Below are 16,213 nucleotides of genomic sequence, written 5' to 3'. Positions count from 1 at the left end.
GATACCCCGCTCACGTCGCAGCCCGGCGCGCTTCGTCCACAGGCGTTCGGGTTCGTGGCGTCTTGTGGACAACTCTTGTCATAAGTTTTCCAGGCCGTTCATGAAAATGCTTAATTCCAGGCATTTCTCTGGCCTATCCGTACGCTTGGATCGATGTGGACAACTGCGTGGGTTGCGCGCGGGGATGCGCGCCATCGACAGATCGATGAGATCGAAGCCGCGACGCCATACGTCCATGTGTGGACAACTCGCCTCTGTCGCTGCGGCGGCACTGGCCCGGATCGCCGTTCGCCGCGTTTCCATCCGCGCACATCGGGCGTGAACCCCGACGTTGGCGCCGATCTTCAACGATGCCGATCTTGTCGCCGATTCGAGGTTTTCCACGGCGATGCTCGGTCGGCGCTGTGGACAACTGTCGGTGGCAGTTCAGAGCGTCTGGCATGCCCGGTCGCAGGTCTTTCTCCATGACAAATCCATTGCGAGCGTGTCGCGCGACACATCGTGCTTGTGGAAAACCGGTTTGCGGCGGTGGCGGCGACGGCGGGCGTCGCGCGAGGAGCGCTGTTGCTCCGCGTTATCCCTGCAGACGCCATGTGTGCCACGACCGCGCGATTGCGAGCTTGCGTCGTTGGTCGGGGTTCGTGGTCGCGGCTTGCGCCGCTCCTACAACGACTCCATGCGGATTCTTTGCGGCTTGAGTGGCGAACGGAAGCGCGTGGTGGAGCGTTCGTGCATGTCGCTGCCGCGCCCATGCCGCCGCGAAGCATGTGGATAAGAGCGCCTCGCGATGCGAGCCGCCTTAGCGCATGCGAATCTTCGGCAATCTCTGGAACGCGCGGATCGGACATCGCTCGCCGGTATCGCATGCGCGACGGTGGACGCACCCGTTCGTGCGGCGCATTCGCGCTGTGCATAAATCTCGCAGGCGCACACTCGATGCCGCACCGCGAGGGCTGTGGATATCGACTGTGGACAATTACAGCGACGCGGCGTCGATCCAATGCCCGCTGCAAGCGCTCGGCATCCGCTCCTTCGCTGTGGATAAACCGCAACGTCGACAAAAGAAAACGGCCGCCTTTCGGCAGCCGTTTTCCCTAACGCCGACGCAGCGCGCGCTCGGCGCCGCGCAGGTGGGCGACTACTTGGTCGAAAGATTACGGATCCCGGCCTCGTCGGCCGCCGCCAGCGCCTGGGCAAAGGCCTGGTAGTCGGCATCGGCGTTGGCATCCACGGTCAGCACGGTTTCGGGGTTCTCCGCGGCGAGGGCGGTCAGCGCTGTGGACAACTGCGCCCGGGTCAGCGCGCGTCCGTCCAGGACGAAGCTGCCGTCCTGCTGCACGTTCAACTCGGCTTTCGGCGACGTCCGTTCGGGAGCCGGGGTGGGCACCGGCAGGCTGAGCTTGAGCTGCCCGGTCACCGCCGGCGCGGTCACCATGAAGATGATCAGCAACACCAGCATAACGTCGACGAGCGGGGTCACGTTGATTTCGGCCACGGTGTCGCTGCCGAAGCGACCAGCGGGGGAATACGCGGTAACGGCCATGAGCTACCTCCATCCTTGGGGCGGGATACCCGGCTCCACGTTAGGCCCGGCGCCGGGCGGCGCGCAAGCACGAGGCGAGGGCGGGGAGGCAGAACCGCGCCGACGAGGTTTATCCACAGACGGCGGAGTTATCCCCAGCCCGGGCCGCGTTAGTTGACCGTCAGCGCGAACGAGGTCGCCTCAAGGCCGCCGGCCATCCTTCCGCTTCCGACTTATCCACATGTCGCGGCTTATCCCCAGCCAGGCCGGCTCAGCCTTCTCGGCAATAGGTTTCACGTTTATCCGCGCCCGCTCCCGGACCCGGCTTATCCACAAACCTGCCGCGACTTTCCGCCGGCCGATGCAGAAAAAAAACGCCGCCCAGACGGGCGGCGTTTCACGACGGTAAGCGTCGGTTCCGAACGGATTACTTCTGGACGAAACCGATCTTTTTCATGTCTGCGTTTTTGGCGTAAGCCAGCACCTTGGCGAGGACGCCGTATTCGGCGTCGTCGTTGGTGTCGATTTCTAGCAGAGGTTGGTTGGTGGGATCGCGCTGCACCGTTTCGTTCATCAGCCCCGGGATCGCCGTGAGCGGCGTGGGGTTGTTGTTCCAGAACACCTGGCCGGTCGCGTCGATGCGCAAGGCGATCGGCGGCGGCGGCTCGGAGGTCTGCGGCGGCGGGTTGAGCGTCGGCTGCGGCAAGTTGACGTCGATCGGATAGGACACCGTCGGCGCCGTGACCATGAAGATGATCAGCAGCACCAGCAGCACGTCCACGAGGGGCGTGACGTTGATGTCCGAAATCGCGCCGCTATCGGAGGAGTTGTTGCTGAAAGCCATGTTTCCAGTCTCCGATTAGCGTTCTTTGATCGCGACGAAGCCGACCTTACGCATGCCTTGCTTCTGCGCGATGGTCACCACGTTGTTGATCGTGCGGTACTTGGTGGTGCGGTCCCCGCGGACGTTGATCGACGGCTGCGGGGTTTTCTGCGCTTCGACCGAAAGACGGCTCTCAAGCTGGTCGGCGGTGATCGGCTCGTCGTTCCAGTAGATGTGTCCGTCTTCTTGAATCGACAGCGTGATCGGCGGCGTCTTCGGCGCTTCCTCGACCTTCTTCAGCGTGGCCTCGGGCAGCTTGATTTCGACCTTATGCGTCATCAACGGCGCCGTGATCATGAAGATGATCAGCAGCACCAGCATCACGTCCACGAGGGGCGTGACATTGATTGTGGCCATCGGGCCGCCGGTGTCGCCTGAACTAAAGGCCATGTCCGAACTCCAGGAGCTACGCTAAAGGGGAGACGTGTTGCGGATTAGCGCTTGTTCGACACTTCGCCGACGCGCGAGCCGGTGGCGAAGAAGTCGTGCAGATCGTGCGCGAAGGTGTCGAACTTGTTGTTCGTCACGCGGTTCAGACGCACGAAGAAGTTGTACGCGAGCACGGCCGGGATCGCGACGAACAGACCGATCGCGGTCATGATCAGCGCCTCGCCCACCGGGCCGGCGACGGCCTGGATCGACGATTCGCCCGAGGCGCCCAAGCGCAGCAGGGCGTGGTAGATGCCCCACACGGTGCCGAGCAGACCGACGAACGGAGCGGTCGAACCGACGGTGGCGAGCACGGTCAGGCCGGCTTCCAGACGCGAGCTTTCGCGGGTCACGGCCTGACGCAGGGCGCGATCGACGAACTCGGAACGGTTCAGCGACTCGACCAGGCGCGAACCTTCGTGGCGCTGGTGGTGAGCGGCGGCCTGGGCGGCGTCCAGGGCGATCTTGGAGAACGGCTCGCTGCGCGGCTGCTCTTCCATGTAGCGGATCGCGTCCTGCGCGTTCGGGGTTTCCCAGAAGGTGCTGACGACGCGGTCGGAGGAACCGCGCAGGCGCAGGTTCTTGACGAAGTTGATGACGATCCAATAGACCGACAGAACCGACATCAGCGTGAGCGTGATGAACACGATCCAGCCGACGAGGTCGAAGTTCTGCAACAGATGCGAGAAGCTCATCTGCTGGAGCGCTTCAGCGTTGGAGCCTCCGGCGGCGGCGGTGGTGGTTTGCTGCAGCATGACGCTTACCTTTGAATGTCGTGGAAAGGAAGAAAGGTTTTACGCGGAACGAACGGCACAACTAGCAACTAGCGATCCAGCCGAACCCGATCAGTTCGGCGGGACGAAATCGACGGGGACGCGGACGCGGCTGGCGACCGGCTGACCGTTTTTCATCTCGGGGTTGAAGCGCCACTTGCGTGCGGCATCCATGGCCGCGCGGTCCAGATTGCGGTTACGGCTGGACTTTTCGACCTGCACGTCCAGCACGTTGCCCTGGCCGTCGATGCTGATCACGAGGACTACGGTACCGCCCACGCCCTGGCGGGCTTCGGTCGGCGGATACTTCGGCGGGTTCAGGCGGCGCGAGGACGGGTCCACGCTGGAACCGATGTCGCTGGCGGCCGTCGGCGGCGCGGGCGGCGCCGGCGGCGGAGCCGGCGGATCGACCGGGCTCGGATCGAGGTTCTCGATCGGCGGCTGTTCCGGCGGCGGCGGCGTCGGGGTCGGACGCGGCGGCGACAGTTCCTTCGGAGGCTGCTTGATCTCCTTCGGCGGCTCCGGCGGCGGGGGCGGCGGCGGGGGCGGCGGCGGCGGCGGCTTGATGATGTTCACCATCGTCACCTCCTCCTTGTCCTGCTGCTGGGCAGGCGGAGTCATCGGGGCCAGCAACAACAGCAACGCCGCAGCATGCACGGCGATCGCGCAGGTGATACCGGCAATACGTGCCCAGTTCAAACCTTCGCGGTCGTCATCTTTCCTAACTTGGAGTTCGAGGTCTTGCGTCATGCCGTCAGCTCGGGAGGTGTTACCGGACGCCTGGGCGCCTCGGGCCATCGTTCGGTTCCTGCAACCGTTTCCAGTCGCGGGAACCTCCTAGCATATACCAAACCGCGTCACAGGTTTACAAGCGCGGATGGGCCTGCACGCTGAAATTACTTGCCTTTCAGCGCGAGAATCTTTTTGGCGTCGTCGGGCTTTTTCACGCCCTTCGCGATCGCCTGCTTGGCGGCTTCCTTTGCCTCGGGAATGCGGTCTTCCTGCCACAGCACGCGGGCGAGATTCAGGTACGTCTCACCGTCGGGCGCGAGCGGAGCCGCTTTCTTGTATGCGTCGATCGACTTATTGGCTTGCTCGGAGAAGTAATAGGACTGGGCCAGGGCCACGTAGGCCTGGTAATCCGGCTTGAGGACGCCCTTCTCCAGGCCCTCGTTGATGACGTTCGCCGCTTCCTTCTCCTTACCGTCGAGATTCAGGTAGGTGGAGTAGAGCTGGCGGTAGTCCTTGTCTTCGGTGAACTGCCCGGCGGCGCGCATCTTCTCGAGCACGGTCGCGGCCTTGTCGAGCATGTCCGACTGCGAATAGACCGCGGCGACGTTCATCTGCGCGCGCTTGTCGTTCGGGTTCTTGGCGGCGATCTGCTCGGCGATCTTGGCCGCTTCGGCGCCCTGGTTGTTCTCGACGTAGGTCGCCATCAGCAGCTGCAGCCATTCCGGCTTCGCTTCCGGGCTGCCGTCGACGGCCTGCTTGATGACCTTGGACGCGTCGGCGTAGCGCTCCAGGCGGTACAGCGCGTTGCCCTTGACGATCAGGTGCTCGGGCTTGGTGCTCTTGGACTCGTTGAGGAAACGGTCCATGGTCGCCAGCGACTCGGCGTACTGGTCTTCCTGCAGCTGCAGCTGGGCCAGCACGAACATGCGGTCGAAGTGGCTGTTGTTGTCGAGGCCGTTGGTCTCGATGGCCTTCTTCAGGTAGTCCATCGCCGCCTTGTTGTCGTCGGCGTCGTAGGCCACCTGGAAGCCGATCTGCGCGGCGAAGGAGCGTTCGTAGGCGTTGAGACCGGTGTCGGCGATGATCGCGTCGGCCTGGGCGCGGGCCTCCGGGAACTTCTCCTTGTCGTACGCGTCCATCATCTTCTGCAGCTTGGCGCCGCCCTTGGACGAGGCCTTGGCTTCCGGCGAGGTGCGGGTCGCGTTCGGGTACTGGTTCTCGGCCGGCTTGGCCTTGCCGCCGCTTTCCTTGGCCGCGCGGCGCTGGGCGCTGCGCTCGGAGGCGCTCTGGGCATTGACCTGGGTGACGGCACCGAACGCCAGCACCGCACCGATGGCGGCGGCGAGCAGGGTGGTGCTGCGTCGGGTGGGTTGCTTGCTCATGGACTCACCTTGAAGGGTTCAGCGGCCGCAGACGGGGCCTCGCGGCGGACCGGCGCAAGGCCAAGGGGCCGCCAACCTAACAGAAATTCGGGGCTGCGCGATACGGGTTCGGCCCGCCTTTTTCACCCCGTCATCATCCACACCTGGGCGTACGGCCGGCCGCGCGCGCCTGTTCGTAGACCGGGATCAGGGCGCCGGCGCGGGCGTTGAGTTCGTGGATGCGGGCCTGCGGGTCGGGGTGGGTCGACAGCCACTGCGGCGGCCGCGAGCTGCTGGCCGAGATCATGTTTTCCCATAGATTCACCGCCTGCCGCGGGTCGTAGCCCGCCTGTGCCATAAGTCGTTGACCCACCACGTCCGCCTCGCTCTCCTGGGTGCGCGAGCCGGGCAGCAGGAACGCGGTCTGCAGGGCCGCGCCACCGAGCTGGCTGGTGGCGCTGGCGGCGCCTTCGCCGTAACGCGCGCCGAGCAGGCTGCCGAGGATGTTGAGCGCGGTCTGGCTGCCCATCTGGCGGGTGATGCGTTCGTCGTGGTGGCGCGAGACCACGTGGCCGATCTCGTGCGAGATCACCGCCGCGAGCTGGTCCTGGTTCTTGGCGACGGTGAAAATTCCCGTGTTTACGCCAACCTTTCCGCCAGGAAGGGCAAAGGCGTTGGGGGAACTATCCACGAACACGGCCACTTCCCAATTGGCCTGCCAACCCGCCGGCAGTTCGCGGGTGATCGAGCTCACCACGCAGCGCACGTAGGCGTTCTGGCGCGCGTCGGTGCTGATGCGCTCTTTCTTCTTGGTCTCGGCGAAGGCCTGTTCGCCCATCTGGTCGAGCTGCGCCTGCGAGACCGCGCCGACCCGCTGGGTGCGGCCGGTCGGCGAGGTAGTGGTGGCGCAGGCGGCGACCGCAGCGGCGATCGTCAGCCCGAGCAGGATGCGTTTCATACCGGTTTTCCCCGAAGCGATGGCCGTTTGTAGCCCCGCGCGGATTAACGGCCCGTCAATGGCCGCGACGGCGGCGGGCCGGCCGCGGTCAGCCGGCCGCGAGCAGGGGCAAGGTGGCCAGCAGGTTGTTGCCGGCGTGGGCCAGATAGGGCACCCACAGGCTGCCGCTGCGGCGGTAGATCCAGGCAAAAACCGCGCCCATCAGGGTGTATACCGTCCACAACACCAGCACCCCGGCGCCACGGCCGGCGCCCAGGCCGGGCGGTTCGTGGACCAGGGCGAAGGCGACCGAGCTCAGGACCAGGCCGAGCCAGGGCCGTCCCGCCGCCCACAGCCGTCCGAACAGCACCCGCCGGAACAGCAGTTCCTCGTAGGCCGGAGCGATCAGCACGGCGAAGGTCAGCCACAACGCCGGCTGGGCGCGGATGGCCGGGCCCAGGATCTGGTTGGTCGGGGTTACGTCCAGGCCCTGCGCCTGCGCTGCCGCAACGATCAACGTCGAGCACGTTACGAGCACGATCGGCGCTATTGCGATCCAACCCCAGCTCGATGGCCGCCACAGCGCCCGCCACGAGGCGGCCCGCTCGACCGCGTTCGCATTTCGACGAAAGTAGTAGACCGCCAGGGCCGAAATCGCCGTCGCCGAGAGCGCGATCAGCATCGTCGCGGTCAGCCCGGGCGCGGCCTGCGCGCCATCGAGGCCACGCAGGCCCTGCGCGAATCCCCAGCCGAGGGTGCCGAGCACGCTCAGCCCGGCGAGCAGGGCCAGTGCCAGCAGCAGGTCGATGGCGAAGGCGCCGAGCAACGGCGCCAGCGGGGCGGCGCGATGCGCGAATGCGGCGTTGGCGAGCGGCGGTGCGGCGATGGCCGGCGTCGGTCCAGGGGAACCGGGCGCGGGATCGGCGTGGGCGGAAGCAACGTCGCTGGAGCGGGCCAGCCTCGAGCCGGCCTGCAGGGAACCCGACGCCACGGCGTCGGAGTCCGCGGTGGCAGTCAGACCGGACGCGGGCAGGCCCGCGCCGGCGGAATCGGGCTCCTCGGGCGGCTCGCCCGCGGCGACGGCGGCGGCAGCCGGACCGTCGCTCGGGGCGTCCGGCCCGGGCTCAGACATCGAGGTTGGCGACCTTGAGCGCGTTGTCCTCGATGAACTCGCGGCGCGGTTCGACCACGTCGCCCATCAGGGTGCTGAAGATCTGGTCGGCGGCGACCGCGTCCTCGATCCGCACCTGCAGCAGGCGGCGGGTTTCCGGATTGACCGTGGTGTCCCACAGCTGCTCGGGATTCATCTCGCCCAGGCCCTTGAAGCGCTGGATCTGGCGGCCCTTCTTGGCTTCCTCCATCAGCCAGGCCTGCGCCTGGCCGAAGCTGGACACGACCTGCGCGCGGTTGCCGCGCACGATCTGCGCGCCGTCGCGCACCAACCCGTGCAGCAGCGCCGCGGCTTCGCGCAGCGCGCGCAGCTCGCCGCTGTCGAACGACGCCAGCGGCAGCACCTGGGTGAGCTCCTGGCCCATGTGGACGCGCTTGACCAGCAGCGCGGCCTGACGCGTTTCGTTGGCCCGGTGCAGGGTCAGCGAGTAGCGCGGACGGCCGAGGCCGGCCTCGTTGAGGCGCGCTTCCAGCGCGGCGAAGTCCGGCGTCTGGTTGAGCAGATGCTCGCTGTCGAGGCGGGTGAAATCGATCAGCGCCGAGAGCACGTTCGGATCGTAGCGATGCGCGCTGCGGGCGATGGTGTCCTTCGCTTGCGCGTAGGCCAGCAGCAGCTTCTCCAGCGCCGTGCCTTCGATCGGCGGTTCGCCGTCGGCCGGAATCAGGCCGGCGCCCTCGACCGCGTTGCCGGCGAGGTAGGCGTCGAGCGCCGCGTCGTCCTTGAGGTAGATCTCGTTCTTGCCCTGCTTGATCTTGTACAGCGGCGGCAGGCCGATGTAGATGTGGCCGCGCTCGATCAGCTCCGGCATCTGCCGGTAGAAGAACGTCAGCAGCAAGGTGCGGATGTGCGAGCCGTCGACGTCGGCGTCGGTCATCAGGATGATGCGGTGGTAGCGCAGCTTGTCCGGGTTGTACTCGTCCTTGCCGATGCCGGTGCCCAGCGCGGTGATCAGCGTGCCGACTTCGGCGCTGCCGAGCATGCGGTCGAAACGCGCGCGTTCGACGTTGAGGATCTTGCCCTTCAGCGGCAGGATCGCCTGGGTCTTGCGGTTGCGGCCTTGCTTGGCCGAGCCGCCCGCGGAGTCGCCCTCGACGATGAACAGTTCGCTCAGCGCCGGGTCTTTTTCCTGGCAGTCGGCGAGCTTGCCGGGCAGGCCGGCGATGTCGAGCGCGCCCTTGCGGCGGGTCAGGTCGCGCGCCTTGCGCGCGGCTTCGCGCGCGCGCGCGGCGTCGATGATCTTGCCGGTGATCGCGCGCGCTTCGTTCGGGTGTTCCTGCAGGAACTCTTCCAGGCGCGCGCCGAAGGTGCTTTCCACCACCGGGCGCACTTCCGAGCTGACCAGCTTTTCCTTGGTCTGCGAGGAGAAGCTCGGATCGGGCACCTTCACCGACAGCACCGCGATCATGCCTTCGCGCATGTCGTCGCCGGACAGCGAGATCTTCGCCTGCTTGGCGATGCCGCTCTGCTCGATGTAGTTGGTCAGCGTGCGCGTCAGCGCGGCGCGGAAGCCGATCAGGTGGGTGCCGCCGTCCTTCTGCGGGATGTTGTTGGTGAAGCAGAACATCGTTTCCTGGTAGGCGTCGGTCCACTGCAACGCCACTTCCACGGTGATGCCGTTCTGCTCGCCCGACACCGAGATCACGTGCGGATGCAGCGGCGTCTTGACCTGCGCGAGGTGCTCGACGAACGAGCGGATGCCGCCCTCGTACTGGAACACGTCGCGGCGGCCTTCGCCGCGTTCGTCGATCAGGGTGATCTTGACGCCGGAGTTGAGGAACGACAGCTCGCGCAGGCGGCGGGCGAGGATGTCGTAGTGGAACTCGATGTCGGTGAAGATCTCCGCCGCCGGCAGGAAGCGCAGCAGGGTGCCGCGCTTGTCGGAGGCGTCGAGCTGCTTGAGCGGATACACCGGCTCGCCCAGCGCGTACTCCTGCTGGTGGTGGTGGCCGTCGCGCCAGATGTCCAGCCACAGGTGCGAGGACAGCGCGTTGACCACCGACACGCCGACGCCGTGCAGGCCGCCGGAGACTTTGTAGCTGTTGTCGTCGAACTTGCCGCCGGCGTGCAGCACGGTGAGGATCACCTCGGCCGCCGACACGCCTTCTTCCTTGTGGATGTCCACCGGAATGCCGCGGCCGTTGTCGTAGACCGACACCGAGCCGTCGGTGAGCAGGGTGACGACGACATCGTCGGCGTGGCCGGCGAGCGCTTCGTCGATCGCGTTGTCGACGACTTCGAACACCATGTGATGCAGGCCGGTGCCGTCGTGCACGTCGCCGATGTACATGCCGGGCCGCTTGCGCACGGCCTCCAGGCCGCGCAGCACGGTGATCTTGCTGGAGTCGTAGTTGGTCGTGGGCGGAGTCGGAACAGTATCGTCGGTCATTCGCTTCGGGTCGGCTGCAAAGGCTGGCGTGGCCGGGTCGGAAGTACGGCGCCCGGCCAGACATTAGCTATTGGGTTCCAGAGCGGAATTATAGCACTTCGCGCCCCTCCCCCTCTGGGTCCCCAGCCGCGCGTGCGGCGGCGGCCTCTCAGCGCGTCCCAGGCGCCAGCAGCGCCCCGACGTCGACCACGTCCACGTCGTGCATCTGCCGCAGGTAGGCGTCGAGGTAGGCCTTGTGCGATGCGCCGACGATGTCGAGCACACGCGCGCCCGGGCGGTTGCCGAAGGCCTCGCGCAGGTTGGCGGCCATGCGCAGATTGCGGGTCTCCCACCAGGCCACGTACTGGCGGCCGTAACGCTCGGGCGAGGCCTCGCGCAGGGCTGCGCCGAAGTCCGCGGCGATCGCGGCCTGCTGCGCTTGCGGGGTGTTCATCAGCCGATACAGGCCGATCAGGTCGCCGCGGTCGATGAGCGCCTTTTCGCGCGCGGTGTAGGGGTTGTCGTAGCCCGCCCAGACCGCCTTGATCGCCGCTTCGTAGCCCTTGCCGGCGTCGCCGGTGATGCGGTCGGCGCTGTGGTCGTCGACGGAATGGACCCGCTGCAGCCCCAGGCGCGCGGCCAGGACGGCGCCGATGCGGTAGTTCTCGTTGCGTCCGTGGGTTTCCAGCCGCTGCAGCTGCGCCGCCAGGGCCGGGTCCAGGCCGTCGCCGGCGCGACGCTCGGCCGCCGGCAGCTGCAGCCACTGGGCCAGGGCCGAGGCGCGGTCGTTGGCCGCCAACAGCACGCTGGCCAGTGAGCGGCGCTGGGCCGGGGTCGGCCGCGCCGGCCAGTCGGCATAACGCTTGCGCGCCCCGACCACGGCGGCGTGGACGTCCAGGCCGGTGGCCTTGCGCGCGGGCTCGGTATCGGCGCAGTAGCTCTCGGCGGCGCCATCGAACAGCTCGCGGTAACGGGTCAAGTGATCGCAGCCTTCGCCGGAGACCGCCTCGATCGCGATCACGTCGGGCTTGAACGCCGCCAGCCGTTCCAACACGGGTTCCAGGGCCTTGAGGTCGTAGTCCTTGGGCAGCCCGCTGAGATGGGTCGTCGCGAGCACGGCGACCTGGGTGCGCGGGCCGGCGCTGCCGCGGCTCAGCGCGTCGAGGTCGACCTGGGCGAGGGCGGGCGCGGCCTGGGCGGCGAGATACAGGCCGAACATGGCGCAAACGATGGCTCTCAAGCGGTTCCCCTGGTGTGGTTCGTCTCCAGGGGATGCGGTCTGGACGCGTTCGGTTTACACGCGACGCGGCGCCTGTTCCACGTGGAACATCGCTTGTGTGGAGCATTCGGGGCGTTTCACGCGCTTTGGTTAGGTTCCACGCCGGCCGTGGAGCCTTCCGGCCCCAAGCGTCCATGTTCCACGTGGAACCGAGCGATCTCGACGTCCATCTCAGCCAAGGCCGGCGGTGCTTCGGTCCCGGTGATGAAAACCTGGGCCCGGCTGGCGATAAGGCGCTCCAGCACCCGGCGTTGATGGCGGCGATCCAGCTCGGACGCCAGATCGTCCAGGGCGATGACCGGCCATTCGCCTTGCACCTGCGCGTGCTGTTCGGCCTGGGCCAGCAGCGCGACCAACGCGACCAGCTTTGCCTGGCCGCGCGACAGGGCTTCCCGGCCCGGGATCGCGCCGTAGCCGATGCGCCAGTCGGCCCGATGCGGGCCAACCGAGGTAAAGCCTTGCTGCTGGTCGCGTTCGCGGGCCAAAAGCAGGGCGTCGGCCAGCGGGAACTCCTCGCGGCGCCAGCCTGGGACGTAGTCCAGACGGATCGAACCCAGGCCGGGCGCCAGTTCGGCGGCGAGCGCGGCGAACCGCGGCTGCAGTTCGTCCAGATACTGCTGGCGGCGCCGGCTCAGGGGTTCGCCGGCCTCGGACAGCTCGCGATCCCAGGCATCGAGCTGGCCGTCGCGGGCCCGCGCCTTCAGCAGGGCATTGCGCTGCTTGAGCGCCCGGGTATAGCGGCGCCACAGCGGAGTGAAGTCGTGTTCCACGTGGAACAAGCCCCAGTCGAGGTAGCGCCGGCGGATTTCGCCGGGCCCGGTGATCAGGGAATGGCTACCCGGCTCGAAACTGACCACCGCCAGCGCCGCGCACAACTCGCCGAGCTGCGACACCGAGGCGCCATCGAGCCGGCCGACCCAATCCTGGCCGCTGTGCCGCAGTCCGGCCTTGCGGCGTTGGTCGCGGCGCAGTTCCTGCCATTCGACGAACACCTCCAGGGCCGGATCGCCCGAGCGGATCAGGCCATCGCGGACCCGGCCTCGAAAACTGCGGCCGTAGGCCATCAAGTGCAGAGCTTCGAGCAGGCTGGTCTTGCCCGCGCCGTTCTCGCCCGTGATCAGGTTGATCCCGGGCGCCGGCAGCAGGCTTACGTCGGCGAAGCGGCGCAGGCCGCGGGCGTCCAGGCGGGTGACGTGCATCGGGAAATGATCGCAGATTGGGTGGGTGCGAGGCAGACGGAGCGGGGGCGAACGGCCGATGTCGTCGCATGGGCTCCCTGTAGGAGCGGCGCGAGCCGCGACACCCGAAGCGGTGGACGAAAGCGGACCGCCCCAAGCCGAAAACCCGACGGCTCCGGGCTTTACCGATTGAAAATCAACAACTTCCGTAAGCGCGTGGAAGCCAAGCTGTTCGAACTATCGCGGCTCCCGCAGCACCGACAACGGGCTCTGCAAGCATTCTCCGAGGCCTGAAAGCCCGCTTCGGCCGGCAAAACGAACACGCCCGGCAGAAGCCGGGCGTGTGTTTGTTCCACGTGGAACCGAATCGAACCGGCGTGGATCAGAGCCGCAGCGGCATCACCACGTGGCGGCAACGCTCGTTCGAGGCCTCGCGCACCAGCGCCGACGAGTTAGCGTCGCGCAGCGCCAGGACCACGTGCTCGTCGCGCAGCGCGGTCAGGGCGTCGAGCAGGTAGTTGACGTTGAAGCCCACGGCCAGGTCGTCGACCTTGGTGTCGGCTTCGACTTCTTCCTGCGCTTCTTCCTGTTCCGGGTTGTGCGCGCTGATCTTGAGCTGACCCGGCGACACTTCGATGCGCACGCCGCGGTACTTCTCGTTCGACAGGATCGCCGCGCGTTGCAGCGAGGCGCGCAGGATCTCGCGCTCGATCCGCACTTCGCGGTCGGCGCCGATCGGGATCACCGCTTCGTAGTCCGGGAAACGGCCGTCGATCAGCTTGCTGGTGAAGGTCACATCGTCGCGCTTGATGCGGATGTGGCCGCGGCCCATCTCCAACTCGACTTCGCGATCGCCGCCTTCGAGCAAGCGCTGCAGTTCCTGCACGCCCTTGCGCGGAACGATGATCTGGCGCTTGGTCTGGGCGCCGCCTTCGTACGCGGCCTCGCACAGGGCCAGGCGATGACCGTCGGTGGCCACACAGCGCAGGCTGGTTTCGCGCAGATCGAACAACAGGCCGTTGAGGTAATAGCGCACGTCCTGCTGGGCCATCGCGAACGCGGTGCGTTCGATCAGCTCCTTCAGCGCGGCTTCCGGCACGCGCACGCGCTCGGTGGCTTCGACTTCGTCGATCGACGGGAAGTCGTTGGCCGGCAGGCTCGACAGGGTGAAGCGCGAACGTCCGGCCTGGACGGTGATCTTCTCGGCCGTCTGGCTCACGGTGACCTTGCTGCCGTCGGGCAGGGCGCGAACGATCTCGAACAGCTTGCGCGCCGGAATCGTGGTCTCGCCGTCCTTCGCATCGTCGACGTTGACGCGCGAAATCATCTCGACTTCCAGGTCGGTACCGGTCAGCGACAGCTGGCCGTCCTTGACCTGCACCAACAGGTTGGCGAGGACCGGCAACGTCTGCCGGCGTTCGACGACATTGACCACTTGGGCCAACGGCTTGAGAAAAACTTCGCGTTGCAGGCTGAAACGCATGCGGACCCCTTGGCCGGTCGGTGGGCGCAAGCCCAATTACAAAAGAGATGTATAAATCAAAAGCTTAGTGGCGGTGGAGCGGCGAAAAACGGTTGAGAACCGACTTAAACCTATGATTTACAAGTGTTTTTAGCTACTTCAAACGCGGGTAGAACTGGCCCTGGAGGGCAGGTAGAACCTGTGGATAACATCGGCGCGGTAGCGCGGTCTGAACTTTATCCACAGCTTGTACGGGTCTAGTCCCCGAACTTATGCCTTTCGTATCAGCTACTTAGCGACTACCTTGTGTCCACCGGCGGCGCGGTGTCCTTTTCGGACCCCAGCCGCCGGACCCGACCTGGACCGACCGGATCGCCGAGCGCCCGCGCCTGTTGCGTGCGCTTTCGCGACCGCCGGCCGCGGCCGGAACCTGCGATACCGCCAACGACGAAACACCCGCCCGGCCCTGCAGCCGCGGTCCTGCGATCTCTACGGATGAGCGCGGACGGCAGCGCGGCGACCGGAGGGCCGTGGAGCTGCGTTGCGCTCGTCGTCGTCGATGCCGGCAGGAGCCGCCCTACGCGAACGAGCCGCTGGCCCGTTCGCCTGGCGAGGATCGCGCGGCCGGTTCGCCGGCCCGGGGGGCCGGAATGCGGTGCCGGCTGGGCGTAGGCGGCGCGACGCGGCCGCCAGCGCGATGTCGGGATCGCGCCGTCGGCGCTGCCGCGCATCCCAGGCCGAGGCCGGCGCCCGCGCAACGGGCGCTGCGGATCACTCGCTGAGCTTGCGGATCAGCTTGTCCCAGTCTTCCCGCAGCTTGCCGTCGGTTTCCATCAGGGTGCGGATCTGACGGCAGGCATGCAGGACGGTCGTGTGGTCGCGACCGGCGAACGCGTCGCCGATCTCCGGCAGCGAGTGTTCGGTCAGCTCCTTGGTCAGCGCCATGGCCACCTGGCGCGGACGGGCGAGCGAACGCGTACGCCGCTTGGACAACAAGTCCTTGATCTGGAGGCCGTAGTAGTCTGCCACGGTCTTTTGGATGTTGGGGATGCCGATCGCCTGCTGCTGGGCGCGCAGCAGGTCGCGCAGGGTTTCCTGGGCGAACTCGGCGGTGATCGCGCGGCCGGTGAAGTTGGCGCGCGCGGTCAGGGTGTTGAGCGCGCCTTCCAGGTCGCGCACGTTCGAACGCATCTTCTTGGCCAGCAGGAAGGCGACTTCCTCGGGGATCGCGGCGCCGCGCTCCTTGGCCTTGGAGATCACGATCTGGGCGCGGGTCTCGAAGTCCGGCGGCTCGATCGCCACCGACAGGCCCCAGGCCAAGCGCGACTTCAGCCGCGGCTCCAGGCCCTCGACCTCGCGCGGGTAGCGGTCGCAGGTCAGGATGATCTGTTGCTTGCCGTCGAACAGCGCGTTGAAGGTGTGGAAGAACTCTTCCTGGGTGCGGTCCTTGCCGGCGAAGAACTGGATGTCGTCGATCAGCAGCGCGTCGACGCGCTGGAACTGGCGCTTGAACGCATCCATGGTCTTGTCCTGCAGCGCCTTCATCATCGCGCTGAAGAACTGCTCCGAACGCAGGTACATCACCCGCATCGCCGGATTGGCGTCGCGCATGGCGTTGCCGGCGGCGAACATCAGATGGGTCTTGCCCAGGCCGGTGCCCCCGTACAGCAGCAGCGGGTTGTGAGCGCGCTCGCCCGGCTTCTGCGCGGCCTGCCACGCGGCGGCGCGGCCGAGCTGGTTGCTGCGGCCTTCGACGAAATTGTCGAAGGTGTAATGGGTATCGAGGTTGCCCTGGAACGGCTCGACCGGCGCGGCGACCGCGGCCGGCGCCTGGCGCACGACACTGGTGGTTTCCAGCGGCAGCGGCTGGGTGCTCGCCGGCGAACGCGGCAGCGAACCCACTTCCAGGCTCACGTCCTCGCTGCCGGCGAAGTACGACAGCAGTTCGCGGATGCGCGCGAGGTAACGTTCGCGCACGTGTTCGACCACGAACGCATTGGGCGCGTAGAGCACGGTCTTGCTGTCGCGCTGCGTGGCCTGCAGCGGCTTCAACCAGGTATGCACGTCCTCGACCGGGAATTCGGCTTCGAGGCGTTCGAGGCAGCGGGGCCAGGCTTCCAT

14 protein-coding genes are annotated in these 16,213 nt (G+C 66.9%); all 14 read right to left on the bottom strand.

Annotated elements, in window-relative coordinates:
* Nucleotides 1-78: 78 nt before the first annotated feature.
* On the bottom strand, nucleotides 79-384 hold the full coding sequence (locus JHW41_RS00070) for a hypothetical protein (protein WP_250448518.1): 306 nt from the start codon (nucleotides 382-384) through the stop codon (nucleotides 79-81).
* Between the two features lie 754 nt (nucleotides 385-1,138).
* The gene (locus JHW41_RS00065) at nucleotides 1,139-1,543 is read right to left on the bottom strand and encodes an ExbD/TolR family protein (RefSeq protein ID WP_250448516.1); all 405 of its coding nucleotides are present in this window, start codon (nucleotides 1,541-1,543) and stop codon (nucleotides 1,139-1,141) included.
* Nucleotides 1,544-1,949: 406 nt separating this feature from the next.
* Nucleotides 1,950-2,366, bottom strand: coding sequence for an ExbD/TolR family protein (locus tag JHW41_RS00060; protein WP_057949723.1), 417 nt, complete (start codon nucleotides 2,364-2,366; stop codon nucleotides 1,950-1,952).
* A 15-nt stretch (nucleotides 2,367-2,381) separates the two neighbouring features.
* Complete coding sequence (locus JHW41_RS00055; RefSeq protein WP_057949724.1) at nucleotides 2,382-2,795, bottom strand: ExbD/TolR family protein; 414 nt, start codon at nucleotides 2,793-2,795, stop codon at nucleotides 2,382-2,384.
* Nucleotides 2,796-2,839: 44 nt separating this feature from the next.
* Nucleotides 2,840-3,589: a MotA/TolQ/ExbB proton channel family protein gene (locus JHW41_RS00050; protein ID WP_057949725.1), complete on the bottom strand. Its 750-nt coding sequence runs from the start codon at nucleotides 3,587-3,589 to the stop codon at nucleotides 2,840-2,842.
* Nucleotides 3,590-3,679: 90 nt separating this feature from the next.
* A complete protein-coding gene (locus JHW41_RS00045; RefSeq protein WP_057949726.1) occupies nucleotides 3,680-4,357 on the bottom strand; it encodes an energy transducer TonB in 678 nt (225 codons plus the stop codon).
* A gap of 146 nt (nucleotides 4,358-4,503) precedes the next feature.
* Nucleotides 4,504-5,721 carry a tetratricopeptide repeat protein gene (locus tag JHW41_RS00040; RefSeq protein ID WP_057949727.1) on the bottom strand — a complete coding sequence of 406 codons (1,218 nt, stop codon included), beginning with the start codon at nucleotides 5,719-5,721 and terminating at the stop codon, nucleotides 4,504-4,506.
* Nucleotides 5,722-5,854: 133 nt separating this feature from the next.
* Entirely contained in the window at nucleotides 5,855-6,658 is an 804-nt protein-coding gene (locus JHW41_RS00035; RefSeq protein ID WP_250448514.1) for a M48 family metallopeptidase, read from the bottom strand.
* An 88-nt stretch (nucleotides 6,659-6,746) separates the two neighbouring features.
* A complete protein-coding gene (locus JHW41_RS00030) occupies nucleotides 6,747-7,628 on the bottom strand; it encodes a CPBP family intramembrane glutamic endopeptidase (protein WP_343226578.1) in 882 nt (293 codons plus the stop codon).
* A gap of 133 nt (nucleotides 7,629-7,761) precedes the next feature.
* Complete coding sequence (gene gyrB, locus JHW41_RS00025) at nucleotides 7,762-10,194, bottom strand: DNA topoisomerase (ATP-hydrolyzing) subunit B (protein WP_250448512.1); 2,433 nt, start codon at nucleotides 10,192-10,194, stop codon at nucleotides 7,762-7,764.
* Between the two features lie 148 nt (nucleotides 10,195-10,342).
* Entirely contained in the window at nucleotides 10,343-11,413 is a 1,071-nt protein-coding gene (locus tag JHW41_RS00020) for a DUF5694 domain-containing protein (RefSeq protein ID WP_250448510.1), read from the bottom strand.
* 116 nt (nucleotides 11,414-11,529) lie between these two features.
* Nucleotides 11,530-12,651: a DNA replication/repair protein RecF gene (gene recF / locus JHW41_RS00015; protein ID WP_250448509.1), complete on the bottom strand. Its 1,122-nt coding sequence runs from the start codon at nucleotides 12,649-12,651 to the stop codon at nucleotides 11,530-11,532.
* Nucleotides 12,652-13,012: 361 nt separating this feature from the next.
* Nucleotides 13,013-14,113 carry a DNA polymerase III subunit beta gene (gene dnaN / locus JHW41_RS00010; protein WP_057949732.1) on the bottom strand — a complete coding sequence of 367 codons (1,101 nt, stop codon included), beginning with the start codon at nucleotides 14,111-14,113 and terminating at the stop codon, nucleotides 13,013-13,015.
* A gap of 750 nt (nucleotides 14,114-14,863) precedes the next feature.
* Nucleotides 14,864-16,213, bottom strand: a complete 1,350-nt coding sequence (dnaA, locus tag JHW41_RS00005) for a chromosomal replication initiator protein DnaA (RefSeq protein ID WP_057949733.1) — start codon at nucleotides 16,211-16,213, stop codon at nucleotides 14,864-14,866.

This window comes from Lysobacter enzymogenes (genome assembly GCF_023617245.1).
GTDB classification, from domain to species: domain Bacteria; phylum Pseudomonadota; class Gammaproteobacteria; order Xanthomonadales; family Xanthomonadaceae; genus Lysobacter; species Lysobacter yananisis.
The sequence above is the reverse complement of the archived record's forward strand: the minus strand, read 5'-3'. Positions and strand labels throughout refer to the sequence as shown.

Coding starts and splice junctions, on each gene's coding strand:
- JHW41_RS00055 (WP_057949724.1), bottom strand. CDS start 2,795: ATGGCCTTTAGTTCAGGCGACACCGGCGGCCCGATGGCCACAATCAAT.
- JHW41_RS00050 (WP_057949725.1), bottom strand. CDS start 3,589: ATGCTGCAGCAAACCACCACCGCCGCCGCCGGAGGCTCCAACGCTGAA.
- JHW41_RS00035 (WP_250448514.1), bottom strand. CDS start 6,658: ATGAAACGCATCCTGCTCGGGCTGACGATCGCCGCTGCGGTCGCCGCC.
- dnaA (WP_057949733.1), bottom strand. CDS start 16,213: ATGGAAGCCTGGCCCCGCTGCCTCGAACGCCTCGAAGCCGAATTCCCG.
- gyrB (WP_250448512.1), bottom strand. CDS start 10,194: ATGACCGACGATACTGTTCCGACTCCGCCCACGACCAACTACGACTCC.
- recF (WP_250448509.1), bottom strand. CDS start 12,651: ATGCACGTCACCCGCCTGGACGCCCGCGGCCTGCGCCGCTTCGCCGAC.
- JHW41_RS00065 (WP_250448516.1), bottom strand. CDS start 1,543: ATGGCCGTTACCGCGTATTCCCCCGCTGGTCGCTTCGGCAGCGACACC.
- dnaN (WP_057949732.1), bottom strand. CDS start 14,113: ATGCGTTTCAGCCTGCAACGCGAAGTTTTTCTCAAGCCGTTGGCCCAA.
- JHW41_RS00040 (WP_057949727.1), bottom strand. CDS start 5,721: ATGAGCAAGCAACCCACCCGACGCAGCACCACCCTGCTCGCCGCCGCC.
- JHW41_RS00045 (WP_057949726.1), bottom strand. CDS start 4,357: ATGACGCAAGACCTCGAACTCCAAGTTAGGAAAGATGACGACCGCGAA.
- JHW41_RS00060 (WP_057949723.1), bottom strand. CDS start 2,366: ATGGCTTTCAGCAACAACTCCTCCGATAGCGGCGCGATTTCGGACATC.